Source organism: Aeromicrobium sp. PE09-221 (assembly GCF_002174305.1).
Taxonomy (GTDB): domain Bacteria; phylum Actinomycetota; class Actinomycetes; order Propionibacteriales; family Nocardioidaceae; genus Aeromicrobium.
On the sequence record NZ_MIJB01000018.1, the window covers coordinates 49,463 to 73,587 of the forward strand.

Below are 24,125 nucleotides of genomic sequence, written 5' to 3' on the forward strand. Positions count from 1 at the left end.
TCGTTCCTATCGTGTCGAACATGTGTTCGATATGGTGGGGGTATGAGTTCGGGGGATCTGGCGCAGCGGTTGCGGGACATCGCAGCATTGCTCGATGCCTTCCCTCCATCGACGGACGCGTTGCGGGTGCTGGAAGAGACACGTAACGCGATCGAGGCGGCGCAGGCTCAGTTGACCGCTGAGATGGCCGAGACCTTGGAGCATGAGTCCGAGGGGTATTCGACGCTTAAGGCGTGGTTGCGCGGTCAGCTGCGGTTGAGCTCGCGTCGTGCGAACGAGCTGGTGAGAACCGGTGTGACGTTGCGCCAGATCCCCGAGGCATCTGCACTCGCGGAGGCGGGGCAGATGTCCCTGGACCATGTCAAACACCTGTCCTATGCGGTCACGCATGTGGGCGCTTCCCACACACGTGACCTGCTACCTCAACTCCTCGACGTTGCCGTCACGAATGAACCCTCGGCGTTGCGGCAGGTGGTCCAGACGTTGCGCGATGCGGTCTACCCGGATGAACTCGATCAGGCATGGATCGACGGCATGGCCAGAGAAGATTTCCAGGTCAGTCCGGTCCCTGACGGGTTCCATGTGCATGGCTTCCTCAACTCGACCACCGGCGCCAAGCTCAACACGCTCTTGCAGGCATTGTCCGCGCCTGCCGGTGCGCAGGATCCCCGCACCTGTGCGCAACGCCGCGTCGACGGCCTCGAGCGACTCTTGGATTCGGTGCTGAGCAATGGCCTTCCCGGGGACAAGGGCGTCCGCCCGCACCTGACCCTCACCGTGGACGCCAGCACTCTGATGGACGATGCCGGGACCGGCGAACTCATCGGATTCGGGACTATCGGGACACGGCAACTGCAGGAGATGCTCTGCGAAGCCGACCTCACCCCCATCGCCACCGCAGGCAAGACCGGCATCCTGGACGTCGGCAGATCGAGTCGACTCGCCACACCGAGGCAACGCGCCGCCATCCTGGCTCGACAAGGACATCAATGCGCCTCCCCGGGATGTCGGGCACCCGTCATCCACATCCACCATGTGATCTGGTGGTCACACGGCGGCACGACCGACCTCGCGAATCTGATCGGGCTCTGTCCCCGAAATGGAGCCATCGCACCAGGGGCATAGCCGCGATGGAGCACAGAAGCGTTCATGCGGGCGATATCGTTATCGAACCCGAGACTCATGAGTTCGTCGACAAGCACCACCGGACCCTGCCCGGCAGCCACCCACGCCACCGACGACGAGCACTCGAGCCCCAACGCGTCCTCCGCCACCAGACCTACCCCCACGCCAGCTGACCGACCCAGCTGATCTGCTGGCATTCATGACGAGTGATTGGCGGTCCGACTGCGTCGGAAGCGCCCTCCGCGAGGAGAACCCCACCCGTCTCAAAGCGAGTTCGCGGCGATCGGTGATGTGCAGTTCCTGCCCGGATACAGTGTGCTGCTCACTGACGACCCCGCGGTTGAGCGCCTGTCCGACCTGCCTCGCCGCCGGCGACGGACCTGCCTGGACGACCTCGACCTCCGAGCCCTCGACGGGGCCTTCCTTCGAGTGAGTATCGAGATCCTCGGCAATACCGAATCCGTTCCTCCACGCCCACATCTGGCCGCGCCATGCGTGGGAGGATGGTTCGCGCTGGGACCCCAGCACGATACGTGGCGCGCGGGCATCACGGCCAGGCTGGGGGAGTCTCAAGCCTTGGGCGGGCGCCAGTAGCTACAGAAGTCGACACGCTGAGGGTCCACGCCGGCCGCGAGCGCTCGGGCGGATGTCGAGAGTCAGCGTGGAACTGCCGACGGCATAGACATAGTCGACCTCGAGATCGACCTCCCCGATCAGATCGGACCAGCCGGTTCCGTCCTCCTGAACGGCCCACCTCTCCCGCACCGTCGCGGGCGACGCTGGGGACATCGGCCACCACTGTCGCCTCGGCGGACACCAGAAGCTCGCGGAGCGCCGTCTCGACCGTGGCCCACCGCGCCGCAACCCCTCGAAGTCCCCTCAGCGTCACGATGCAAGAGAAAGCCGACCTCGATCCACCAACCGCTGTCACCCAGACCCACCCGGCGAGCGGTGTAGTTACGCACCGCCGGACGCTCGTCATCGAGCACCTCCTGCCATCGGACGTACCAGCCGTCGGCACCGCACGCCGGCAGGCGCAAGACAGAGCCGTCGGAAGCCGGAACCACTGGTCGGCACCGACCGGCGTCAGGGAAGGAGGCGCACCCGGCTCGTCCGGTCCGAGGGTCAACCGGAGGAAGGAAGGGGACACCTCCTCACGACGGACTACGCGGGCTCGACGGACGCGAGCGGCCGCCGGCTTGCGCCCGAACGCTCGTCGACGGCTCGTCGCCCATCCGTCAGTCGACGGCTTCGGCCAGCATCGGCACCACCGACTCCAAGGCGAAGGGCACCGACAGCACAGTGTTCGCCGAGTACGACTGCCGGATGTCCTCGTCATCGTCATCGAAGACGATGGCACGACCATCCTGCACCGCCGGGATCTGCTGGAACAGGGGCTGATCAGTCACATCGGTGGCTGGCAACCAGATCGGGAACACCACGACGAGGTCCGCATCGAGCACCCCGATGTGCTCATTGGCGATCTTGGCGGTGAAGCCCTCCGGGGTCAGCTCCTCGATGGCCGGGTTCTGCTCGAAGCCCAGCCGCTCCATGAAGGCCACCCGCTCATTGCCCTCGATATAGGCGCCCCATCCCTCGGAGGTGAAGGCGGCGACGGAGATGGTCTTGCCGTCGAACTCCGGATGGTCCTCGGCCGCATCGGCGAACTGTTGCTCTACGTCCGCGAGCAGCTCCTCACCCTTCTCCGGCGCCCCGAGGGCCGTGGAGATCATGGTCACCTGCTCCTCCATCGAGGTGAGGTAGGACTGCTTGCCCTCGGGGATCGCCACGGTCGGCGCGATCTGGGAGAGCCGGTCATAGCGCTCCTGCTCGCCGGAACTCTTGACATCGAGGATGAGATCAGGCTTCAGCGACGCGATCTGCTCATAGGACGGCTCCAGGGTCTCGATGATCTCGGGAGCCTCGTCGTACAGACCGTCCGCCCACGGGCCGACACCCTCGCCCCCGAAACCGAGCCAGTCCGAGGCGCCGACCGGCTGCACGCCGAGGGCGAGAGCCGTCTCGGCATCGCCCCAGCCGAGGGCGACGACTCGCTCGGGCGCCTCCTCGACCGTGACATCGCCGAACTCGGTGGGGACGGTCGCGGGGAAGGCGTCGCCCGCCGCGCCGGCGCTCGCGCTCTCGTCATTGTCCTCAGCGCCGCAGGCGGCGAGTCCGAGGGTGAGGGCGAGTCCGGCTACAACCGCCGTGAGTCGATAGTGCATGGGTGCGGGTTTCCCTCCGATGGGGTGATAGCTCGCCCTGGAGACTGCCCGGGAGCGAACTCTGACGTAGGCAAGCCTAAACTCATTGCCTGATGTCTGTTTCGTCCCCTCCCATCGCCACCGGACGACCGTCCAGCCGACGGCGCCGGTGGCTCGCCGTCGTCGTGGCGATGTCAGCCCTGGCGGCCGCCGCGGCGGTGAGCATCGCGGTTGGTGCGGAGACTCTCTCGGTGCAGCGGGTGATCGAGGCGCTCTCGGGAGCATCGGATGACCCGACGGCCACGACGATCGTTCGTGAGTCCCGGGTGCCGCGGACGGTGGCGGCGATCCTGGTGGGTGCCGGTCTCGCTGTCGCCGGCGCGGTGATCCAGGCGATGACCCGCAACCCGCTCGCCGACCCCGGCATCCTCGGTGTCAGCGCGGGCTCGGCCTTCGCCGTCGCCCTGGGGGTGGGATTCCTCGGCGTCTCGGGCACCCTCGGCACCCTGCCGTTCGCCTTCGCCGGGGCGCTCGTGACCGCGGTCGCGGTCTTCGCGATCGGTGGATCGGGGACATCCTCGGCTCGTCTGGTCCTCGCCGGCGTCGCCTTCGGAGCCGTTCTCGCCGGCATCACCCGAGCGATCGTGCTGAGCGACCCGAAGGCCTTCAACACGATGCGTGCGTGGAACGCCGGATCGCTGGAGGGACGGGGATGGGAGCACGCTGCTCCCGTCATCGCCTTCGTCCTGCTCGGTCTCGCCATGGCCATGGCGATCACGCCCAGCCTCAATGCGACCGCCCTCGGGGACGACACGGCACGTGCCCTCGGGGCCCGATTGCTGCGGACACGCGTGGTGTCCCTCCTGTCCATCACCCTGCTGGCGGGGAGCGCGACAGCGGTGGCCGGGCCCATCGTGTTCGTCGGACTGATGATCCCCCACGCGGCACGCGCGCTCGTCGGGCTCGATCAACGCTGGATCATCGGGGTGAGCGCCGTGCTCGGACCGGTCCTGGTACTGGCATCGGACATCCTGGGCAGGATCGCGCTGCCCAATGGCGAGTTGCCTGTCGGAGTCGTCACCGCCTTCCTCGGAGCGCCTGTGCTGATCGCGATCGTCCGTCGCCGTCAGGTGGTCTCGCTGTGAACACGCTGCTGCGCACTCGAGCGGCCACCACCCTGTTGTTGAGCGTGGCGCTGGTGGCCGCGATCGTGATGCTCGGCCTCGGCGACTATCCGATGTCGGTGCCCCAGGTGGTGCGGGCACTCGTCGACCCGTCGACGGGATTCGATCACACCGTCGTGGTCGAGTGGCGGCTTCCACGTGTGGTCTCAGCTTTGCTCGTCGGTGCCTGTCTCGGGGTGTCGGGTGCGATCTTCCAGAGCCTCACGGCCAATCCGCTCGGGTCCCCGGATGTCATCGGCTTCTCGACTGGCGCCTACACCGGTGCGCTGATCGCGATGACGGTGCTCGGCCTGGGCCTCGGCGGAGCCACCGTCGGGGCCATCGTGGGCGGTCTCGGCACGGCCGCCATCGTCTATGTCCTCGCCTTCCGCCAGGGGGTGCTCGGCTTCCGGCTGGTGGTCGTCGGCGTCGGCGTCACCGCGATGATGTCGGCGTTGAACACCTGGCTGTTGATGCGCGCCCAGCTCGAGGTGGCATTGGGTGCCGCGATCTGGGGAGCCGGCTCCTTCTCGCTCACCAATGCGACCGATGCGTGGGTGCTCGGCGGCACGCTTCTGCTGGCGACCGCGACACTGCGGGCCGTCGCACCGAGCCTGCGACAGCTGGAACTCGGTGACGACACCTCGCGCGCCCACGGCGTGCGGGTTGAACCAGCCCGTCTCGCGCTGCTCGTCATCGGCGTCGTGCTCGTGGCGGTGCCTACCGCGCTGGTCGGACCGATCGCCTTCATCGCTCTCGCGGCACCTCAGGTCGCCGCACGCATCACCCGCTCGGCAGGGCTTCCGCTCATCGCATCGGCCGCCGTCGGCGCACTCGTCCTGGTGCTCGCCGATGGGGTCGCGCAGCATGCGCTGCCTGGGGGAGTTCCCGTCGGCACCGTCACCGTCGTCATCGGCGGCTGCTACCTCGTGTGGCTGCTCGCCGCGGAAACCAGGAGGCGCTGAATGTCCTCGTCACCCGCTCGTCTCGTCGCCGAGGAGCTGACCCTCGGTTACGAGCGCCGCATCGTCGCCGAGAATCTGTCCGTAGCGGTGCCCGACGGAGGATTCACGGCGATCGTCGGTCCGAATGCGTGCGGTAAGTCGACACTGCTGCGTGCTCTGGCGCGTCTGCTCAGCCCGAAGGCGGGCACCGTCGTGCTCGACGGCCGGGCCGCCGGCGACCATCCACCGAAGGACTTCGCCCGGCAGGTGGGGTTGTTGCCGCAGACGGCGTCGGCCCCCGACGGCATCACCGTGCGCGAGCTCGTCGGCCGGGGCCGATTCCCGCACCAGACCTGGTGGCGACCGTCGACCTCCGAGGACGCCGCGGCCGTCGATCTCGCGCTGGAGCAGACGGACACCACTGCACTGGCAGATCGCCGCGTCGACGAGCTGTCGGGCGGCCAGCGTCAACGCGTGTGGGTCGCGATGGCACTTGCCCAGCAGGCCGGCATCCTGCTGCTCGACGAGCCCACGACCTTCCTCGACATCGCCCATCAGGTCGAGCTCATGGATCTCTTCGCGGCTCTCAACCGCCGCGGCGTGACGGTGGTGGCCGTGCTGCACGATCTCAACCACGCGGCCCGATACGCCAGCCATGTCATCGCGATGCGAGACGGTCAGATCCGCGCGTCCGGCGTGGCGCGGGAGGTCGTGACCGCGCACCTGGTCGAAGAGGTCTTCGGACTCCGGTGCGTCGTCATCGACGATCCGGAGACCGGGACCCCGCTCGTCGTGCCGCGGGCTCCGTCGCTCTGAGACGACCGTCGCGTACGATGCGGTCCGGGACGGAGAGGAGATCGCGTGCGCGGACTCTATGCGCTGAAGCCCTGGTACAGCAGGCGTCTGGACATGTTCGTGCGAGGAGCCGTCCGTCGTGGGCTCAGTCCCGATCTCTTCACCTTCGTGGGGATCATCGGGGCCTGCCTCGCGGCCGTCGCGGTCGCCTACGCGTGGTGGCCCCTCGTCATCCTCTTCCTCGCCATCCGTCTGGCGGGGGCCAATCTCGACGGTGCCGTCGCCCGCGCCCGTGAGGTCAGCCGCCCGTGGGGTTTCGTGCTCAACGAGATCGGCGATCGACTGAGCGATCTCGTGGTCATGGGCGGCCTGGCTGTCCTGGCCTGGCGCACCGACGGGGTCGACGTGGCACTCGTCGTGGTGATCGCCGCGGTCGCGGCCACACTCCCCACCTTCGCGTCCCTCGCGGCGGCCGGCGCGGGCGCGACCCGCCGCAACGGTGGGCCGCTCGGCAAGACCGAGCGCTGTCTGTTGGTCATCATCGCCTCGATCGTCCCGGCCTGGACCATCTGGATCGCCTGGATCATCGTGGCCGGATCCCTCGTCACCGCGGTCACCCGGCTGATCGCCACCCACCGGGAGCTGAGTGCCGCGTGAACGGACCGGACTCTCCCTCGGCCCTGCCGGACTGGCTGCTCGATGTCTACGTCGGCATTCTCAACCTCGATCGCGAGTCGCTGAGCCTGGACTTCGACCTCGGCCCGATCAGCGTCGACGTCTCCGGCCGGAGCGTGTTCTTCTTCTGGGTGACGATGACCCTGCTCGCACTCAGCGGCATCGCCGTCGCGATCTCCCGCAAGCGCGAGCTGGTGCAGAAGTGGACCACCTGGGTGCTCATCGTGCCGGTGGTGGGCCTGCCGATCTGGTTCGGCCGCGGCCCCACCGCCGTGCTCGCGATCGTCCTCGCCCTCGTCGCCGTGCGCGAGTACACGAAGCTGGTCGGCCTTCGTCCCTGGGACAGCGCCATCTTGTACGCGCTCGCGGTCGTGTACCCGCTGGCCGCCTGGCAGACGCCCTCGCTCCTCGCGCTCGCGCCCCTCGTCGTGCTGCTGTGCGCTCTTCCCGCGATCCTGTCCGGCGACACCGCGGACGGGGTCAGTCGGTCCGCCTTCAGTGGCTTCGGCTCCGTCTGGATCTGCTGGTCGCTCGCTCACCTGGTGATCCTCTGGGAGGACGCCTTCGTGGTGGTCTTCGCCGCGGCCGCCACCGACGTGGCCGCGTGGTGCGGCGGCAAGGGGTTCAAACGCTTCGGCTGGGCCCGTCGGCCGCTCTCGCCGCTCAGCCCCAACAAGACGGTCGGAGGTCTCGTCGGAGCGATGATCGGCGCCTTCCTGGTGCTCACCTTGCTCGGCGCGATCTCGGTCGGCCTGCTGATCGCCGTCGCCTTCGGTGGGGTGCTCGGCGACCTGCTCGAGTCGATGATCAAACGCCGTGCCAAGGTCAAGGACGCGGGGGAGTGGCTGCCCGGCTTCGGCGGGCTGCTCGATCGGATCGACTCGCTGCTGTTGGTGCTCCCGCTCGCCGCGGTGCTGATGTGAGATACCTTCCCGCGCTCTTGCGGCATCTGCTCTGGCGACTGGCCTGCACCCTCGCCGGCGGGCTGCGCGTGACCGGGCGGTGGCCGGGGGAGCGCCGCGGACGGATCGTCGTGGCCAACCACTCCTCACATGCCGACACCGCCGTGCTGCTGGCCGGGCTCCCGGTATCTGCCTATCCGGTGTTCGCCGCCGCGGCGGACTACTGGTTCGACGTGTGGTGGCGCCGCGGCCTGGTGACCGGCCTCGCGGGGGCGCTACCCGTGCGCCGGGGTGAGGGTGGCGCCTACGCCGCACTGCTCGACGCGGCCCGTCCCGCGCTCTCTGCCGGACGCACCGTCGTGATCTATCCGGAGGGCACGCGCACCCAGGACGGCACCGTCGGTGAGTTCGCCTCCGGCGCCACGCGGCTCGCCCGCGACTGCGATGCCGAGATCGTTCCCGCCGCTCTCCTCGGGACCCGCGACCTGCTGCCGAAGAACGGCCGGTTCGCGCCCGGTGCGATGGAACTGCGACTCGGCGTCCCGCTGGCACCCGAGGATGCGACACCGGAGCGGCTGCGGGACGAGGTCGTCACGCTGGCAGAGCGCGGCCCGGCCGAGCCGCGCATCTCCCGCGTATGGCAGGCGATCGCGCGGCTGGTGACCAGCCCCGTCGGGTTGGTCGTGGCCTTCCTGTGGGGATTCTCCGAGGCCTTGAGCTGGCCCATCATGGCGGAGATGGCGCTGGTGTTTCTCGCCGTCGCCGTGCCGCGACGCGTGCCGTCGTGGGCTCTGTCGATCGTCGTCGGCTCGGTGACCGGAGTGGTCGTCAATGCCTGGCTCGCGACCCGCGACGTGCTGGTCGTTACACCCTGGACCACCGACCGGATGCGCACTGTCGTGGAGGAGCACCTCGCCGAGGGCGGAGCGAGCGGCATACTCCACCAGGCCCTGAACGGGATCCCCGTCAAGCTCTACGCCCAGGCCGCGGGCGAGCAGGGCATCGACCTGGCCGCGCTGGCCGGCTGGGCGACCGTCGAACGCGGGGCGCGGATGCTCGTCATCGCAGCGGCGCTGACCGTGCTCGGGCGCGTGCTTCACCCCTGGCTGCGACGACTGTACGGTCCCTATCTCGTGGCGACCGCACTCGGTTTCACCATCGCCATCACGCTCATCGTGCGGGCGTGGAGCTAGCGCCCTCACCTCCGAGGTCTCGTTCGCGGCGACTGGCGGCGAGGTCGTACGCTCCCACGAGCATCGCGACTCCCGCCACGGCGATGATCGCGCTGAAGCCGACCGCGAGAGCGACGTCCCATCCCGATGACGCGGCCACACTGAAGGCGATGGTCGTGATCACCGCGATCCCGACCGACGTTCCGATGCGCTGACCCGTCTGCAGCACCCCACCGGCGCTGCCGGCGTACCGCAGCGGCACCTCAGCGAGGGCGAGCGTCTGATTGGGGGAGACGACCATACCCTGGCCGACACCGGTGAGCATCAAGGTGCCCAGCAGCCACCATTCGGTCACACCGCTCCGTCCGTGCAGGAGCACGACCGCCGCGCTGAGCAGCAGCCCGAGCACCCCGACCCCGAGGCCCCACAGCACGATCCCCTGCCCGACCCGGACCACATATCGCCCGGCGATAGGAGCCGTGATCGCGCCGGCGAATGCGGCGGGTAGTCCGATCATCCCGGCCACGAGGGCGTCATGGCCCAGACCGATCTGCATGTACTGGGCGACGAGCAGCCAGAGACTGGTGTAACCGAGGAAGTAGAGCGTCGAGAGCAGGGCTCCACTGGCGAAGGAGCGCGTGCGGAAGAGCTGCATGTCGACCATCGGAGTCCGGCCGATGCGCCGGTACCGCAACTCCCATCTCACCCAGGCGATGACCAGGCCCACGCCGAGGACGAGCAGGCTCCAGACCCACGCTCCGAGGCCCGCCTCCATGAAGGACACCATGATGAACAAGGTGGCGAGAGCGAGCAGGAGCATGCCGACCGGATCGAAGTCCACCCGTCGGCGTCCTGACCGGGGCGGCGACAGATCGGTCTCGGTGTAGGCCGCCTTCCAGGCCGACGGTGGCAGGAAGACGCGAGCTGCCACGATGCCCCCGATGGCGATCGGCACGTTGATCAGGAAGCACCAGCGCCATCCCCATTCGGGACCCAGGGATGTGATGAACACACCGCCCAGCACCGGGCCGATCGCGACAGAGACGCCGACGGCCGAGCCGAGGGCACCGAAGGCACGCCCGCGCGACTCCCCTTGGAAGAACTGCTGGATGATGCCGCTGACCTGGGGAGTCAGCAGGCCCGACCCGATCCCCATGAGGGCTCGTGCGAGGTTGAGCACGGCGATACTCGGTGCGAGTCCTGAGGCGAGGGATCCGATGGCGAAGAGGGCGAGTCCGAGGATGAAGAGCCTTCCACGTCCCCAGAGGTCACCTGCTCGTCCAGCGGCGACCAGCAGGACACCGAAGGCGAGCGCGTAGCCCGAGATGACCCATTGGAGGCCGGACGTGCCGGCTCCCAGCGAGGTCTCGATGGCGGGGAGGGCCACGTTGACGATCGAGACGCTGAGCAGCGAGAGGAAAGCGGGGACGAGGATCGTCGGGAGGACCTGCCGCTGCTCCGGGGCGAACCCGGTCTCAGCCATTCTTGGCGGCGGCCTTCATCGCCCTCTTGAACTCGCGGACCTTGACGAGTGACTCCGGACTCGTGATGTCGGCGACCGAGCGATACGAGCCGTCATCGCCGTAATCACCGGCAGCCTCACGCCAGCCGGCTCCCTGGAAGCCGTACTGCTTGCCGAGCAGCGCGAGGAAGATCCTGGCCTTCTGATCGCCGAAACCAGGAAGTGCCTTGAGACGCTTCAGGACCTCCTTGCCGTCCGGATCGCCCTCGGTCCAGATCGACTCGGCCCGGCCGCCCCACCGGCTCTCGATCTCCGCGCACAGCGCCTGCACCCGCTTGGCCATCGACCCGGGATAACGGTGGACGGCGGGAGTCTGGCGGAAGGCCTGCTCCAGGGCCTCGGGGTCATAGGACGCGAGCGTCGGTGCGTCGACCGCGCCGACCCGTTCGCGGATCTTCAGCGGCCCGGCGAAGGCGGTCTCCATCGCCACCTGCTGATCGAGCAGCATGCCGATCAACAGCGCGAGCGGATTCTGGGTCAACAGCTCGTCGGCGGCCGGGTCGTCCGTGATGTGCAGTGCCATGGCTCTAGTCTCCCACCGACTCGTTCTCGAGGCGCCGGTGCGCACTGACACCGATCGCGGCGACGACGACACATGTCGCTGCCGCCAGGGACAGGCCCGCGGCGAGGTGCCAGTGCAGCAGCAGTGCGCCGACCGCGGCCCCGGCGAGCAGCAGCCCGATGGCCAGCACGCGCCGGGCCGAGGCGCCTTGCTCGGCGACACCTGAGGTCACGTCGCTGGACAGGTGGATCACCGTCGCGGTCACCGCCACCGTCGTGACATCGGGCACCGCCAGTGAGCGCGCTGTGGCGGCCTGCAGACCCATGGCCGACCCGAGCAAGGCGGTGACCGACAAGGCCAGGCTCCTGTTCGGCGCGTCGAAGGCAGCGATCGTGGCCGACCCGATGGCGACCGATGCCACGACGAGGGCTACGAAGCACAGCGCGGCGGTGGTCCGGGAGGTCCACGTGGCGGCGGAGCTCCGCAGGATCCGGCCGCCGACGGCGGCCCCTGTCATGAAACCCGCCAAGGCGAGCAGGGGACCGGCGACCGAGAGACCGTCGGCACCGGCCAAGCCCATGCCGAGGATGACGACATTGCCGGTCATATTGGCGGTGAACACCCGGTCCAGTCCGAGATAGCAGACGGCGTCGACGACCCCTGTGGAGAAGGTGAGGGCGAGCATGAGCCGGACGCGTAGGCGGGCGGTACGGAGGCGCGGAGTCACGACCCGATCATGCCGTTACAGTGGACGCGACCTGCACGCGCCAGCCGTAGGGCGCGTCCCGACCTTCGAAGGTGACCCGTATGTCCGACCTCTCCGTGTCCGTGCTCTCGCCCGCCGGCGAAGGAGGTGAGACACAGGCGCGGAGCGTCGAGACCGGCACGAAGGCCTGGCAGCTGTTCTCCGAGGACCCCTCCGTGGTCGCCGCTCGCGTCGGCGGTGAGCTGAAGGACCTGTCCTATGAGCTCGCCGATGGCGATCTCATCGAACCGGTCGCGATCGACTCGCCCGATGGACTGGACATCCTGCGTCACTCCACCGCGCACGTCATGGCGCAGGCGGTCCAAGAGCTCTTCCCCGAGGCCAAGCTCGGCATCGGCCCGCCGATCACCGACGGCTTCTACTACGACTTCGACGTGCCCGAGCCCTTCACGCCGGACGATCTGACCAAGATCGAGGCGAGGATGAAGAAGATCGTCAAGGAGAACCAGCGGTTCAGCCGCCGCGAGATCTCCGACGACGAGGCCCGCGCCGAGCTGGCCGATGAGCCCTACAAGCTCGAGCTCATCGGTCTCAAGTCCACGGCGGGGGATGCGGCCGAGGGCGCGAGCGTGGAGGTCGGTGAGGGTGGTCTGAGCATCTACGACAACCTCAAGCGCGATGGGTCCGTGGCCTGGAACGACCTCTGCCGCGGCCCGCACCTGCCCACCACCAAGCGCATCCCCGCCTTCAAGCTGATGCGCTCGGCCGCCGCCTACTGGCGCGGCGACGAGAAGAACAAGCAGCTCCAGAGAATCTATGGAACGGCTTGGCCAACCAAAGAAGACTTGGATGCGTATCTGCACCGCATCGAGGAGGCGCAGCGCCGCGACCACCGTCGCCTCGGTGCCGAGCTCGACCTCTTCAGCTTCCCCGACGAGATCGGATCGGGCCTCCCGGTCTTCCATCCCAAGGGCGGTGTCATCAAGAGGGAGATGGAGGACTACGTCCGACGCCGGCACATCGAGGAGGGCTTCGAGTACGTCGGCACGCCGCACATCGCCAAGGAGGGGCTCTTCTACACCTCGGGGCACCTCCCGTACTACGGCGAGGGGATGTTCCCGGCGCTCGATGTCGACGGCATGGACTATCGCCTCAAGGCGATGAACTGCCCGATGCACAATCTCATCTTCCGTTCGCGCCAGCGGTCCTATCGCGAGCTGCCGTTGCGGTTGTTCGAGTTCGGCCACGTGTACCGCAATGAGAAATCGGGTGTCATCCACGGCCTGACTCGCGTGCGCGGCTTCGCCCAGGACGACTCGCACTCCTATGTCACGCCCGAGCAGGCTCCGGCGGAGGTGGCGCACCTGCTGAACTTCATGCTCAGCCTGCTGCGCGATTTCGGCATCGATGACTTCTACCTGGAGCTGTCGACCCGTGATGACGCCAAGGACAAGTTCATCGGCTCCACCGAAGACTGGGAGCTCGCCACCCAAGTACTCGAGGACGTTGCCACCGCCACGGGCCTCGAGCTCGTGCCTGATCCGGGCGGCGCGGCCTACTACGGTCCCAAGATCTCCGTGCAGGCGCGCGATGCCATCGGCCGCACCTGGCAGATGGGCACGGTCCAGTACGACTTCAACCAGCCGGCGCCCGAGCGATTCGGACTCGAGTACGTCGCCGCGGACGGCTCGCGACAGCAACCCGTGATGATCCACTCGGCCAAGTTCGGCTCCATTGAGCGGTTCATGGGCGTGCTCGTCGAGCACTACGCCGGCGCCTTCCCCCCGTGGCTGGCCCCCGTGCAGGTCGTCGGCATCCCGGTGGCCGAACGCCATCTGGACTACCTGTACGAGCTCGCCGCCCGGCTCAAGGTCGAGGGCATCCGTGTCGAGGTCGATGCCTCCGACGAGCGGATGCAGAAGAAGATCCGTACTGCGCAGACCCAGAAGATCCCCTTCATGGTGCTGGCGGGTGACAAGGACGTCGAGGCCGGTGCCGTCTCCTTCCGCTATCGCAGCGGCGAGCAGGAGAACGGTGTGAGCCTGGACGATGCGGTGGCCAAGATCGTCACGGCAGTGCGCGACCGGGTCCAGGTCTGATGGCGGCGGATCCCGATGGCCTCGAGAGGCTCTGGGCTCCGTATCGGATGGCCTATGTGCGGGGGGAGGAGACCCTCCACGATGACCGTTGTCCCTTCTGCGTCATGGCCGGGGGCGGGCGGCAGAGCGAGCTGGTGGTGCACCGCGGCGAGCACTCCTTCGTCACGATGAACCTCTATCCCTACAACCCCGGGCACCTGATGGTCCTGCCGAATCGTCACGAGTCCGACTTCACCGCGCTGTCCGCGGCGGAATCGGTCGAGCTGACCGAGCTGACACAGCAGGCGATCCGGGTCATCCGCCGCGTCAGCTCACCGCACGGGTTCAACGTGGGACTCAATCTCGGGGGAGTCGCCGGCGGCTCGCTCTCGCAGCATCTGCACCAGCACGTCGTCCCCCGCTGGGGCGGCGATGCCAATTTCATGACGGTAGTCGGGCATACCAAGACGTTGCCCCAGGTCATCGAGGACACCGCGCGGATGCTGGCCGAGGCCTGGACTGCCGATATCGAAGAGAGGGGGTGACCGCCTGATGCTGGAGCGTTTCCGCGCCTTCTGGAACAAGCTGCTCTCGCCGATCGCCGATGGGCTCATCAAGATCGGCGTGACACCGGACATGGTGACCTGGGTGGGCACGATCGGCGTGTGCGTCGGCGCGTTGTGGCTCTTCCCGCAGGGTGAGTTCTTCTGGGGCACGATGTTCGTCACGGCCTTCGTCTTCAGTGACATCGTCGACGGCACGATGGCGCGCAAGCTCGGTCGCTCGTCGAAATGGGGGGCTTTCCTGGACTCCTCGCTCGATCGGGTCGGCGATGCGGCGGTCTTCGGCGGCATCGCGCTCTGGTACGCGTGGGAGGGGGACTCACCCCTCTACCTGTGCCTGAGCCTGGCCTGTCTCGTGCTCGGCATGATGACCTCCTATCTGCGGGCGCGCGCCGAAGGCCTCGGCCTGGAGGCCAAGGGCGGTATCGCCGAGCGTTCGGACCGGTTGGTGGCGATCCTCGTCATGACCGGCTTCGCAGGCCTCCTCGATCTGCCGATCCTCCAGCACGTCACTCTCTGGGCGCTGGCGATCGCCAGCCTCATCACCTGCGGTCAGCGCATGCTCATGGTCCGCCGCCAGGCCCTCGGCTGACCTGTACCAGCCGCCGGGCTCGGAGGCGGGGCTCGTAGACTGGAGATGTGACCAGCGAAGAGACCACGACCACCGGAACGGCCCGCGTCAAGCGCGGCATGGCCGAGATGCTGAAGGGCGGCGTCATCATGGACGTCGTCAACGCTGAGCAGGCCAAGATCGCCGAGGATGCCGGCGCCGTCGCCGTCATGGCCCTCGAGCGCGTTCCCGCGGACATCCGCGCGCAGGGCGGTGTCGCCCGGATGAGCGATCCCGACCTCATCGACGGCATCATCGAGGCCGTCTCGATCCCCGTGATGGCCAAGGCGCGTATCGGCCACTTCGCCGAGGCGCAGGTGCTGCAGAGCCTCGGCGTCGACTATGTCGACGAGTCCGAGGTGCTCACCCCCGCCGACTACGTCAATCACATCGACAAGTGGGGCTTCACGGTGCCCTTCGTGTGCGGCGCGACCAATCTCGGCGAGGCGCTGCGTCGCATCACCGAAGGTGCGGCCATGATCCGTTCCAAGGGCGAGGCCGGCACGGGCGATGTCTCCAATGCCACGGGCCACATGCGCAAGATCCGAGGCGAGATCCGCCGGCTCCGATCGCTGGCCCCCGATGAGCTGTACGTCGCGGCCAAGGAGTTGCAGGCGCCCTACGAGCTCGTCAAGGAGGTCGCCGAGGCGGGCAAGCTGCCAGTCGTGCTGTTCACCGCGGGAGGCATCGCCACTCCGGCCGATGCCGCGATGATGATGCAGCTCGGCGCCGAGGGCGTCTTCGTCGGCTCGGGCATCTTCAAGTCCGGTAACCCGGCTGAACGCGCCGCCGCGATCGTCAAGGCCACCACCTTCTTCGATGATCCCGATGTCATCGCCAAGGTGTCGCGCGGTCTCGGTGAGGCCATGGTCGGCATCAATGTCGACGACATCCCCGAGCCCCACCGGCTCGAGACCCGCGGCTGGTGACCGGCCCCACCATCGGCGTCCTCGCCCTGCAAGGCGATGTGCGGGAGCATCTCCATGCGCTCGACCGTTTGGGAACGACGGCCCTTCCGGTGCGGCGCCCGGAGGAGCTCAGTCGTGTCGACGGCTTGATCATCCCGGGGGGTGAGTCCTCGACGATGGACAAGCTCGCGCGGATCTTCGAGCTGCGCGAGCCCCTCCGCGAACGGATCTCCTCGGGCATGCCCGCCTTCGGCACATGCGCGGGCATGATCATGCTGGCGGAGCGGCTCCGTGACGGTATCGCCGGGCAGGAGACGCTCGGCGGCATCGACATCACCGTGCGGCGCAATGCCTTCGGGCGGCAGGTGGACTCCTTCGAGACCGATCTCACCGTGGACGGGCTCGACGATACGGTGCACGCGGTGTTCATCCGCGCGCCCTGGGTCGAAGAGGCCGGCGCTGGGGTCGAGGTGCTGGCCCGAGTGCCCGCTTCGGCACCCGAACACGAAGCCGCCGGTAGAATCGTCGCTGTTCGCCAGGGGCCGCACATGGCGACGTCGTTCCATCCCGAGGTCGGGAACGATGATCGTCTCCATCGGCTCTTCGTCGACCTCGTGACTCAGTCGTAGGGAAGGACGCCATGTCAGGGCATTCCAAGTGGGCGACCACCAAGCACAAGAAGGCGGTCATCGATGCCAAGCGCGGCAAGCTGTTCGCCAAGCTCATCAAGAACATCGAGGTGGCGGCGCGCACGGGTGGTCCTGACCCCGAAGGCAATCCGACCCTCTACGACGCGATCCAGAAGGCCAAGAAGCAGTCGGTCCCCAATGACAACATCGACCGCGCGGTCAAGCGCGGCGGTGGTCTCGACGGCGGGGCGGTCGACTACACCACGATCATGTACGAGGGCTACGGTCCGAACGGCGTCGCGCTGCTCATCGAGTGTCTCACCGACAACAAGAATCGTGCCGCGATGGAGGTCCGCACGGCCATGACTCGCAATGGCGGCACGATGGCCGACCCGGGCTCGGTGTCCTATCTGTTCAACCGCAAGGGTGTCGTCATCGTGCCCGCGGAGCAGGGCGAGTCGACCACCAACGAGGACGACATCCTGATGGCGGTGCTCGATGCGGGGGCCGAGGAGGTCAATGACCTCGGCGGCTCCTTCGAGGTGGTCAGCGAGGCCACCGACCTGGTGGCTGTGCGTACGGCGCTCCAGGAGGCCGGGCTCGACTACGACTCCGCGGAAGCGTCGTTCCTGCCGAGCGTTCAGGTCGAGCTCGATGCCACCGGCGCCGGCAAGGTGGTCAAGCTCATCGACGCGCTCGAGGACTGTGACGACGTGCAGAACGTCTACGCCAACTTCGACGCTCCCGATGAGGTGATGGCCGAGCTCTGACCGGCTCGGCGAGAGGCGATGAGGGCGCGCACACCCGACGGTGTCGAGTGGAGGCTGCGCTGCGCCCTCGCGGGTCGGGCGGACCGTGGGCGCGAGGTCATCGCGCCGGCTCCCTCGGTCGGCTTCGGACTCCTGGTGGCCTTGGCGGTCGTGCTCGTGCTCCTCTGGCCCGTGCTGTCCTCGGCCGGGCTGGGGTGGCTGGTCGTCCTCGTGGTGCCGTGCGCGATCCTCGCCGTACTGGGCTATCGATGGCCCACCGTCGTCGTGGTGCGCCGAGAGGCCGAGGAGGTCTCCCGCTACGTGACGCGGGGGCTGGTCGGGGCCTTCCTGCTCGCCCGTGACGTGGCCCGCGAGATCGCCCGCACCCCCGACATCGATCTTCGCTGACGCCACCTGTCACCCGGGGCGGCACGTCATCAACCCTTCCTGTGCGGCGACGGCGGGCTCCAACCCCACGGCGGGTAGATAACGTTGAGGGGCGAGAGCCTACCGCCACGGGGGAGGGCTGGACACGTGGGCTCGGCGTGGCGGGGAGCGAGAGCGGCCGGCAGACCGCTAGGCTTTCGAACATGCGTTCTGTCCGCGTCCTGGGTGTCGACCCCGGCTTGACCCGCTGCGGTATCGGAGTGGTCGAGGGCAGTGTCGGCCGCCCGCTCTCGATGGTCGACGTCGGCGTGATCCGCACGCCCTCTGATCTCGACCTCTCGCGGCGTCTGCTGCGGTTGGAGGAGGCTCTGGACGCGGCCGTGCGCACGCACCGTCCCGAGGTGATGGCCGTCGAACGCGTCTTCAGCCAGCACAATGTCAGCACCGTCATGGGCACAGCGCAGGCCAGCGGCATCGCGATGTTGGTCGCCGCGCGGCACGGCCTCGAGGTCCGCCTGCACACGCCCAGCGAGGTCAAGGCCGCCGTCACGGGCAGCGGTCGTGCCGACAAGGCGCAGGTGACGCTCATGGTCAGCAGGCTGCTGCGGCTGGCTCAGGCCCCCAAGCCCGCGGATGCCGCCGACGCCCTGGCCCTCGCGATCTGCCAGATCTGGCGCGGGGCCGCACATGACCGACTCGCCGCCGCCGTGGCGGCCCAGAAGGAGAGGACTGTTCGGTGATCGCGCATGTCAAGGGGCCCGTCGCGGCCATCACCGTTACCTCTGTCGTGATCGAGGTCGGCGGCATCGGTCTACAGGTGTACTGCACGCCCAGCACCATCGCGGACCTGCGCATCGGTCAGCCGGCGACCCTCTTCACGTCGATGGTGGTCCGCGAGGACTCGCTCACCGTGTACGGCTTCGCCGATGCCGACGGCCGGGAGATGTTCGAGCTCGTCCAGACCGCCAGCGGGGTCGGCCCCAAGGTCGCCCAGGCCATGCTCGCCGTCCTCGACCCCGAGCGCATCCGTCAGGCCATCGCCGCAGGCGAGGTCAGCACCCTGACCACCGTGCCGGGAATCGGTCGCAAGGGCGCCGAGCGCATCATCCTGGAGCTCAAGGACCGCGTCGGCCCGGTCACGAGCGCGCCCAGCGCCGCCGGCGGATCGGCCTGGCGCGGCCAGGTACACGAGGCGCTGACCGGTCTCGGCTGGTCCGCCAAGGATGCCGATGCCGCGATCGATGCGACGGCGGCCGAGCTGCCCGTGGGCAGCGACCCCGATGTCTCCACCGTGCTGCGTGATGCCCTGCGCAGCCTCGGCAAGGGCCGTTGATGACCGGCGAGTTCAATGAGGCCGTCAGCGCCGAGGTGCTGCCGGAGGATCAAGCCTTCGAGGCCGCCCTACGGCCCAAGAGCCTCGACGAGCTCGTCGGACAGGACCGGGTCCGCGAGCAGCTGGCCCTCGTCCTCAAGGCGGCCGTCGCCCGCGGCCGTACCCCCGACCATGTGCTCCTCAGCGGTCCGCCGGGTCTGGGCAAGACGACCTTGGCGATGATCATCGCCCATCAGCTCTCCGCGCCGCTGCGGTTGACCTCCGGGCCGGCGATCCAGCACGCCGGGGACCTCGCGGCGATCCTCTCGGGCATCGGCGAGGGAGATGTGCTCTTCATCGACGAGATCCATCGCATGTCGCGCCCGGCCGAGGAGCTGCTGTACATGGCGATGGAGGACTTCCGCGTCGATGTCGTGGTCGGCAAGGGTCCGGGAGCCACCGCCATCCCGCTGGAGATCCCGCCGTTCACGGTCGTCGGAGCCACCACCCGCGCCGGACTCCTCCCGGGGCCGCTACGCGACCGTTTCGGATTCACGGCGCAGCTCGACTACTACGCCGTCGAGGACCTCTACGACATCGTCCGCCGGTCGGCGCGGCTGCTCGAGCTCTCGATCGATGACGACGCCGCCCGCGAGATCGGCTCCCGGTCGCGCGGAACGCCTCGGATCGCCAACCGGCTGCTGCGGCGGGTCCGCGACTACGCCGAGGTGCGGGCCGGTGGTCACGTCGACCACGGGGTCGCCCGCGCCGCACTTGAACTGTACGAGGTCGACGATCTCGGCCTCGACCGGCTCGACCGCGCCGTCCTGGACGCCCTCTGCCGCAGCTTCGGTGGCGGTCCGGTCGGCATCTCGACCCTTGCGGTCGCCGTTGCCGAGGAGCGCGAGACGGTCGAGGAGCTCGCCGAGCCCTTCCTCGTACGGCTCGGTTTCCTCGCGCGGACGCCGCGCGGGCGTATCGCCACGCCGGCGGCCTGGCGACACCTGGGACTCACGGTCCCCCAGGACGCCGCCCAGCTCAGCTTCGACGACGCCGAGTGACCGGCGATGCGGCGGTGCCCCGTAGACTCGCCGTCGTACCTGTCCGTCGCGACCTGGAGTTCTCCGCGTGGAAATCATCCTTCTTGTGGCCATCGTGGCCGTCTTCTTCCTGCTTGTCCTGCGCCCCGCTCGACAGCGCCAGAAGCAGTTCCAGCAGGTGCAGAACTCGCTGGAGCCCGGTAAGCGGGTCATGCTGACCAGCGGCATCCACGGCACCTTGATCGAGGTCGACGATCAGACGGTCGATCTCGAGGTCGCCCCCGGCACGGTCCTCACCGTCGCCCGTCCCGCGGTCGCGCAGGTCTTCACGCCGCTCGATGCCGAGGACAGGGAGTTGGACGAGATCGAGTCGACCGACTCCGACGACGAGCAGCGCTGATGCGACGCCGGTGGGCTGCCGGCATCGCGGTGGCCGCCGCGATCGGCGCGCTCTCGGCCTGCGCCGATGACACCGATGCCTACTGCGACGAGCTGGAGAAGGTGAGCGGACCCTTCGCGGAACTCAGCGCCGGTGACTTCTCGCAGATCGATCAGGTCATGGACGACATGACGGCGCTGGAGGAGAAGGCGCCTGAGGAGGTCCAGGACGAGTGGCAGACCTTTGGCTCCACGATCCGCGAGCTGCAGGCCGCGGTCGAGGAGGAGGGCCTGACGATCGCCGAGATGATCGAGCTCGCACAGGAGCCGGAGCTCAGCGAGGAGGACCAGGCGCGCCTGGCCGCCGTGGACGAGTCCCTCGCCGACCTCGATCTGCCCTCGGTCGGCGATGCCAGCGGTGAGATCTCCCAGCACGCCGAGCGCACTTGCGATCTGAGTCTGAACGGAACCGATGATGACCAGCAGTGAGCAGTTCACCTCCCTCGCCCGTGGTCACATCCGCGCGATCGAGGATTGGCCCGAGCCCGGGGTCACCTTCCGCGACATCACCCCGCTGCTCGCCGATCCCGCGGGTCTCGCAGGCACCGTCGACGCCCTTGCAGGCATCGCCGCGACCTGGGGTCCGATCGACAAGGTCGTCGGGATCGAGGCCCGGGGCTTCGTCCTGGCCCCGCCGGTGGCCATGCGTCTCGGAGCCGGTTTCGTACCCGTCCGCAAGGCCGGAAAGCTCCCGGCGGCCGTCGAGTCGCGGACCTACGATCTCGAATACGGCTCGGCCACGGTCGAGATCCACCGCGACGCGATCGTCACCGGCGAGCGGGTGCTCGTCCTCGACGATGTCCTGGCCACCGGCGGCACTCTCTCCGCCGCTCGCGATCTGGTGACCGGCCTCGGCGGGCACGTCCTCGGTCAGCTGGTGCTGATCGAGTTGTCCTCGCTCGGCGGGCGCGCGCGACTGGGCACTCAGACGCCTACGGCCGCCTTGGTGACCTATCCATGATGGGTCGGCGCACGATGCAGGTCATCGCCCTCATCGCGGCCGGAGCCCTGGTCGCCGGCTCGGCGGCCACGCTGATCACGATGCTGCTCTGACGAGACTCTCCCTCGGGCCGTCCAACCGGTGGCGGTGTGCCATCGACCACGGCGTTCCGGCCTGAGATGTCCCGTCCGCGGTTTCCTGCCGCCAGGGCCTCCTAACGCGGGTCCGCTGTGGTCGTCGTTCAAGTGCCGCCGTGCGTGAGCGCGTGCGAAAGCGGTGCGTACGATGGTCCCAAGGAGGCGTGACGTGGCAGATCCGCAGGTCGACAAGACCACCGGGCCGAAGATGACGGAGTCGGCACCGGCGGGCGCCCGTGTGCGCAGCCGGCTCGCCCGGATGGGCGGGCGGACCGCGGCTCCGAATGCCGTCCTGGACCCGTTGCTGAAGGTCTATCGAGCCACTCACCCCAAGGGCGACATCGCGTCGATCGAGAAGGCCTACCGCATCGCGGCGCAGATGCACGAGGGGCAGACCCGCAAGAGCGGCGACCCGTACATCACACATCCGCTGGCGGTCGTCACCATCCTCGCCGAGCTCGGCATGACCGCCCCGACGCTGTGCGCGGCGCTCCTGCACGACACGGTCGAGGACACCTCCTACACGATCGACCAGTTGCGCGAGGACTTCGGCGACGAAGTGGTGCACTTGGTCGACGGCGTGACCAAGCTGGACAAGGTCAAATACGGCGACTCGGCGCAGTCGGAGACCATCCGCAAGATGGTCGTCGCGATGAGCCGCGACATCCGTGTGCTGGTCATCAAGCTCGCCGACCGGCTGCACAATATGCGGACCCTGCGGTACCTGCGTCAGGACAAGCAGGAGCGCATCGCCCGCGAGACCATCGAGATCTACGCCCCGCTGGCGCATCGGCTCGGCATGAACACCATCAAGTGGGAGCTGGAGGATCTCGCCTTCGGCACCCTCCATCCGAAGGTCTATGACGAGATCGTCCGTCTCGTCGCCGAGCGCGCGCCCTCGCGCGAGGGCTTCCTCGAGCGGGTCATCAACGACGTCACCTCCGATCTCGGCCACTCCAAGATCAAGGCGAAGGTCACCGGCCGGCCCAAGCATTACTACTCGATCTACCAGAAGATGCTCGTCCGGGGCCGCGAGTTCTCCGATATCTTCGACCTCGTCGGCGTGCGCATCCTCGTCGACGACATCGCCGACTGTTACGCCGTCCTCGGCGTGCTGCACGCACGCTGGAATCCCATCCCGGGTCGATTCAAGGACTACATCAGCGTCCCGAAGTTCAACATGTACCAGTCGCTGCATACGACCGTCATCGGCCCGCAGGGCAAGCCGGTCGAGCTGCAGATCCGCACCTATGCGATGCATCGCCGCGCCGAGTACGGCGTCGCGGCGCACTGGAAGTACAAGGAGGACGGCCTGGCGCAGGTCGCCGGTGCCAAGGGCGGCAAGGCCAAGGCCCCCGACGTGCAGGACATGGTATGGCTGCGCGAGCTGATGGATTGGCAGTCCGAGACCGAGGACTCCAGCGACTTCCTGGACTCGTTGCGCTTCGAGATGGGCAATGCGGGTGTGTACGCCTACACGCCGAGGGGCGATCTGATCCAGCTGCCGGCCAAGGCCACCCCGGTCGACTTCGCCTACGCGGTGCACACCGAGGTCGGTCACGCGTGCATCGGCGCCCGGGTGAACGGACGCCTCGTCTCCTTGGAGTCGCAGCTGGAGAGCGGCGATGTCGTGGAGGTCTTCACCTCCAAGTCTCCCGATGCCGGCCCCAGCCGGGACTGGCTCGACTTCGTCCAGAGCCCCCGCGCCCGCAACAAGATCCGTCAGTGGTTCACCAAGGAGCGCCGCGAGGAGGCGATCGAGCGGGGCAAGGACCTCATCGCCAAGCAGATGCGCAAGGAGGGCCTGCCGCTGCATCGGCTGTTCAGCCAGTCGAATCTCGAGGCGGTCGCGCACGATCTCGGGCTGAACGACATCTCGGCGCTGTACGCCGCGGTGGGGGAGAGCAATGTCGGGGCCCAGAATGTCGTCGAGCGGGTCATCGATCTGGCCGGCGGACGCGAGGGCGCTGAGGAGGACATCGCCGAGGCCACGACGATCCCTACCGTCGCCCAGCGTCCGGCGCCGACCTCCCGCAGCGTCGCGGGCGTGGATGTCGAGGGCATCGACGGTGATGTGATGGTCAAGCTGGCGCGCTGTTGCACTCCGGTGCCCGGTGATGACATCGCGGGCTTCGTGACGCGCACCTCCGGGGTCTCGATCCACCGCACCGACTGTGTCAACTTCGAGGCGCTGCGCGAACAACCCGAACGTATCGTCGCGGTCTCCTGGGCTCCGACGGCCAAGAGCATGTTCCTGGTGGCGATCCAGGTGGAGGCCCTCGACCGGCCGCGACTGCTGAGCGACATCACCCGGGTGATCTCCGATCAGCACGTCAACATCCTGTCCGCCGGCTTGAGCACCGGGCGTGATCGAGTCGCCAAGACCAAGTTCACCTTCGAGATGGCCGACCCCAAGCACCTGGGCCATGTGCTGAGCGCCGTGCGGTCCATCGAGGGCGTTTTCGACGTCTATCGTCTGCACCAGTGACGGCCGCCGCGCTCGGGCGGTGACCTACGCACCTCTCACGCCGCTGGGCGGTGACCTACGCACCTCTCGACTCGGCGAGCGGTGGCCCACGCACGTCTCACGACGCCCGAGACGTGCGTAAGTCACCGCCCAGGCG

The 24,125-nt window shown here is 68.2% G+C and carries 25 protein-coding genes; 21 read left to right on the plus strand and 4 right to left on the minus strand.

What is annotated here, in order from left to right; all coding sequences use genetic code 11:
- The first annotated feature begins 42 nt into the window (after window positions 1–42).
- Window positions 43–1,125 carry an HNH endonuclease signature motif containing protein gene (locus BHE97_RS09515; RefSeq protein WP_170931356.1) on the plus strand — a complete coding sequence of 361 codons (1,083 nt, stop codon included), beginning with the start codon at window positions 43–45 and terminating at the stop codon, window positions 1,123–1,125.
- A 1,238-nt stretch (window positions 1,126–2,363) separates the two neighbouring features.
- Here BHE97_RS09515 and BHE97_RS09530 read toward each other — a convergent pair.
- Window positions 2,364–3,350: an iron-siderophore ABC transporter substrate-binding protein gene (locus BHE97_RS09530; RefSeq protein WP_087623800.1), complete on the minus strand. Its 987-nt coding sequence runs from the start codon at window positions 3,348–3,350 to the stop codon at window positions 2,364–2,366.
- 92 nt (window positions 3,351–3,442) lie between these two features.
- On the opposite strand from BHE97_RS09530, the gene BHE97_RS09535 reads away from it, so the two are divergent.
- Genes BHE97_RS09535 through BHE97_RS09560 form a run of 6 tightly spaced genes read left to right on the plus strand, consistent with a single transcriptional unit; the run spans window position 3,443 to window position 9,001 of the window.
- Window positions 3,443–4,474, plus strand: a complete 1,032-nt coding sequence (locus BHE97_RS09535; RefSeq protein ID WP_087623801.1) for an iron chelate uptake ABC transporter family permease subunit — start codon at window positions 3,443–3,445, stop codon at window positions 4,472–4,474.
- Window positions 4,471–5,457, plus strand: a complete 987-nt coding sequence (locus tag BHE97_RS09540; protein ID WP_236757619.1) for an iron chelate uptake ABC transporter family permease subunit — start codon at window positions 4,471–4,473, stop codon at window positions 5,455–5,457. The genes BHE97_RS09535 and BHE97_RS09540 overlap by 4 nt, the downstream gene beginning before the upstream one ends.
- Window positions 5,458–6,252 (plus strand): ABC transporter ATP-binding protein, encoded by a 795-nt coding sequence (locus BHE97_RS09545; protein WP_087623802.1) that lies wholly within the window; start codon window positions 5,458–5,460, stop codon window positions 6,250–6,252.
- A 45-nt stretch (window positions 6,253–6,297) separates the two neighbouring features.
- Window positions 6,298–6,888, plus strand: coding sequence for a CDP-alcohol phosphatidyltransferase family protein (locus BHE97_RS09550; protein ID WP_087623803.1), 591 nt, complete (start codon window positions 6,298–6,300; stop codon window positions 6,886–6,888).
- Entirely contained in the window at window positions 6,885–7,829 is a 945-nt protein-coding gene (locus BHE97_RS09555; protein WP_201791397.1) for a phosphatidate cytidylyltransferase, read from the plus strand. Before BHE97_RS09550 ends, BHE97_RS09555 begins: the two co-directional genes overlap by 4 nt.
- Window positions 7,826–9,001, plus strand: coding sequence for a lysophospholipid acyltransferase family protein (locus BHE97_RS09560; RefSeq protein WP_170931357.1), 1,176 nt, complete (start codon window positions 7,826–7,828; stop codon window positions 8,999–9,001). Before BHE97_RS09555 ends, BHE97_RS09560 begins: the two co-directional genes overlap by 4 nt.
- On the opposite strand, the gene BHE97_RS09565 is transcribed toward BHE97_RS09560, so the two are convergent.
- Genes BHE97_RS09565 through BHE97_RS09575 form a run of 3 tightly spaced genes read right to left on the minus strand, consistent with a single transcriptional unit; the run spans window position 8,979 to window position 11,731 of the window.
- The gene (locus BHE97_RS09565) at window positions 8,979–10,463 is read right to left on the minus strand and encodes an MFS transporter (RefSeq protein WP_087623805.1); all 1,485 of its coding nucleotides are present in this window, start codon (window positions 10,461–10,463) and stop codon (window positions 8,979–8,981) included. The genes BHE97_RS09560 and BHE97_RS09565 overlap by 23 nt on opposite strands.
- Window positions 10,456–11,025: an HhH-GPD-type base excision DNA repair protein gene (locus BHE97_RS09570; protein ID WP_087623806.1), complete on the minus strand. Its 570-nt coding sequence runs from the start codon at window positions 11,023–11,025 to the stop codon at window positions 10,456–10,458. Before BHE97_RS09570 ends, BHE97_RS09565 begins: the two co-directional genes overlap by 8 nt.
- Window positions 11,026–11,029: 4 nt before the next feature.
- The gene (locus BHE97_RS09575; protein ID WP_236757620.1) at window positions 11,030–11,731 is read right to left on the minus strand and encodes a YoaK family protein; all 702 of its coding nucleotides are present in this window, start codon (window positions 11,729–11,731) and stop codon (window positions 11,030–11,032) included.
- A gap of 80 nt (window positions 11,732–11,811) precedes the next feature.
- Here BHE97_RS09575 and thrS point away from each other — a divergent pair, with 80 nt between their 5' ends.
- The 14 genes from thrS to BHE97_RS09645 all read left to right on the plus strand — a co-directional run bounded on the left by thrS (window position 11,812) and on the right by BHE97_RS09645 (window position 23,989).
- Window positions 11,812–13,809: a threonine--tRNA ligase gene (gene thrS, locus BHE97_RS09580; RefSeq protein ID WP_087623807.1), complete on the plus strand. Its 1,998-nt coding sequence runs from the start codon at window positions 11,812–11,814 to the stop codon at window positions 13,807–13,809.
- A complete protein-coding gene (locus BHE97_RS09585) occupies window positions 13,809–14,333 on the plus strand; it encodes an HIT domain-containing protein (RefSeq protein ID WP_087623808.1) in 525 nt (174 codons plus the stop codon). Before thrS ends, BHE97_RS09585 begins: the two co-directional genes overlap by 1 nt.
- Window positions 14,334–14,340: 7 nt before the next feature.
- Window positions 14,341–14,943, plus strand: coding sequence for a phosphatidylinositol phosphate synthase (pgsA, locus tag BHE97_RS09590; RefSeq protein ID WP_087623809.1), 603 nt, complete (start codon window positions 14,341–14,343; stop codon window positions 14,941–14,943).
- 98 nt (window positions 14,944–15,041) lie between these two features.
- On the plus strand, window positions 15,042–15,890 hold the full coding sequence (gene pdxS / locus BHE97_RS09595; RefSeq protein WP_236757629.1) for a pyridoxal 5'-phosphate synthase lyase subunit PdxS: 849 nt from the start codon (window positions 15,042–15,044) through the stop codon (window positions 15,888–15,890).
- Entirely contained in the window at window positions 15,884–16,498 is a 615-nt protein-coding gene (pdxT, locus tag BHE97_RS09600; RefSeq protein WP_087623811.1) for a pyridoxal 5'-phosphate synthase glutaminase subunit PdxT, read from the plus strand. The genes pdxS and pdxT overlap by 7 nt, the downstream gene beginning before the upstream one ends.
- Window positions 16,499–16,509: 11 nt before the next feature.
- Window positions 16,510–17,268 carry a YebC/PmpR family DNA-binding transcriptional regulator gene (locus BHE97_RS09605; protein ID WP_087623812.1) on the plus strand — a complete coding sequence of 253 codons (759 nt, stop codon included), beginning with the start codon at window positions 16,510–16,512 and terminating at the stop codon, window positions 17,266–17,268.
- 18 nt (window positions 17,269–17,286) lie between these two features.
- Window positions 17,287–17,655 carry a hypothetical protein gene (locus BHE97_RS09610; RefSeq protein WP_087623813.1) on the plus strand — a complete coding sequence of 123 codons (369 nt, stop codon included), beginning with the start codon at window positions 17,287–17,289 and terminating at the stop codon, window positions 17,653–17,655.
- Between the two features lie 200 nt (window positions 17,656–17,855).
- Window positions 17,856–18,374: a crossover junction endodeoxyribonuclease RuvC gene (gene ruvC / locus BHE97_RS09615; protein ID WP_201791401.1), complete on the plus strand. Its 519-nt coding sequence runs from the start codon at window positions 17,856–17,858 to the stop codon at window positions 18,372–18,374.
- Entirely contained in the window at window positions 18,371–18,967 is a 597-nt protein-coding gene (ruvA, locus tag BHE97_RS09620) for a Holliday junction branch migration protein RuvA (protein ID WP_087623814.1), read from the plus strand. The genes ruvC and ruvA overlap by 4 nt, the downstream gene beginning before the upstream one ends.
- Window positions 18,967–20,007: a Holliday junction branch migration DNA helicase RuvB gene (gene ruvB / locus BHE97_RS09625; protein ID WP_087623815.1), complete on the plus strand. Its 1,041-nt coding sequence runs from the start codon at window positions 18,967–18,969 to the stop codon at window positions 20,005–20,007. Before ruvA ends, ruvB begins: the two co-directional genes overlap by 1 nt.
- 67 nt (window positions 20,008–20,074) lie before the next feature.
- A complete protein-coding gene (yajC, locus tag BHE97_RS09630; protein WP_087623816.1) occupies window positions 20,075–20,386 on the plus strand; it encodes a preprotein translocase subunit YajC in 312 nt (103 codons plus the stop codon).
- A complete protein-coding gene (locus tag BHE97_RS09635; RefSeq protein ID WP_087623817.1) occupies window positions 20,386–20,853 on the plus strand; it encodes a hypothetical protein in 468 nt (155 codons plus the stop codon). The genes yajC and BHE97_RS09635 overlap by 1 nt, the downstream gene beginning before the upstream one ends.
- Complete coding sequence (locus BHE97_RS09640; RefSeq protein WP_087623818.1) at window positions 20,840–21,385, plus strand: adenine phosphoribosyltransferase; 546 nt, start codon at window positions 20,840–20,842, stop codon at window positions 21,383–21,385. Before BHE97_RS09635 ends, BHE97_RS09640 begins: the two co-directional genes overlap by 14 nt.
- Window positions 21,386–21,709: 324 nt before the next feature.
- A complete protein-coding gene (locus BHE97_RS09645) occupies window positions 21,710–23,989 on the plus strand; it encodes a bifunctional (p)ppGpp synthetase/guanosine-3',5'-bis(diphosphate) 3'-pyrophosphohydrolase (protein WP_170931360.1) in 2,280 nt (759 codons plus the stop codon).
- Window positions 23,990–24,125 lie beyond the last annotated feature (136 nt).

Coding starts and splice junctions, on each gene's coding strand:
- BHE97_RS09515 (WP_170931356.1), top strand. CDS start 43: ATGAGTTCGGGGGATCTGGCGCAGCGGTTGCGGGACATCGCAGCATTG.
- BHE97_RS09530 (WP_087623800.1), bottom strand. CDS start 3,350: ATGCACTATCGACTCACGGCGGTTGTAGCCGGACTCGCCCTCACCCTC.
- BHE97_RS09535 (WP_087623801.1), top strand. CDS start 3,443: ATGTCTGTTTCGTCCCCTCCCATCGCCACCGGACGACCGTCCAGCCGA.
- BHE97_RS09545 (WP_087623802.1), top strand. CDS start 5,458: ATGTCCTCGTCACCCGCTCGTCTCGTCGCCGAGGAGCTGACCCTCGGT.
- BHE97_RS09565 (WP_087623805.1), bottom strand. CDS start 10,463: ATGGCTGAGACCGGGTTCGCCCCGGAGCAGCGGCAGGTCCTCCCGACG.
- BHE97_RS09570 (WP_087623806.1), bottom strand. CDS start 11,025: ATGGCACTGCACATCACGGACGACCCGGCCGCCGACGAGCTGTTGACC.
- thrS (WP_087623807.1), top strand. CDS start 11,812: ATGTCCGACCTCTCCGTGTCCGTGCTCTCGCCCGCCGGCGAAGGAGGT.
- BHE97_RS09585 (WP_087623808.1), top strand. CDS start 13,809: ATGGCGGCGGATCCCGATGGCCTCGAGAGGCTCTGGGCTCCGTATCGG.
- pgsA (WP_087623809.1), top strand. CDS start 14,341: ATGCTGGAGCGTTTCCGCGCCTTCTGGAACAAGCTGCTCTCGCCGATC.
- pdxS (WP_236757629.1), top strand. CDS start 15,042: ATGGCCGAGATGCTGAAGGGCGGCGTCATCATGGACGTCGTCAACGCT.
- BHE97_RS09605 (WP_087623812.1), top strand. CDS start 16,510: ATGTCAGGGCATTCCAAGTGGGCGACCACCAAGCACAAGAAGGCGGTC.
- BHE97_RS09610 (WP_087623813.1), top strand. CDS start 17,287: ATGAGGGCGCGCACACCCGACGGTGTCGAGTGGAGGCTGCGCTGCGCC.
- ruvB (WP_087623815.1), top strand. CDS start 18,967: ATGACCGGCGAGTTCAATGAGGCCGTCAGCGCCGAGGTGCTGCCGGAG.
- BHE97_RS09635 (WP_087623817.1), top strand. CDS start 20,386: ATGCGACGCCGGTGGGCTGCCGGCATCGCGGTGGCCGCCGCGATCGGC.
- BHE97_RS09640 (WP_087623818.1), top strand. CDS start 20,840: ATGACCAGCAGTGAGCAGTTCACCTCCCTCGCCCGTGGTCACATCCGC.
- BHE97_RS09645 (WP_170931360.1), top strand. CDS start 21,710: ATGACGGAGTCGGCACCGGCGGGCGCCCGTGTGCGCAGCCGGCTCGCC.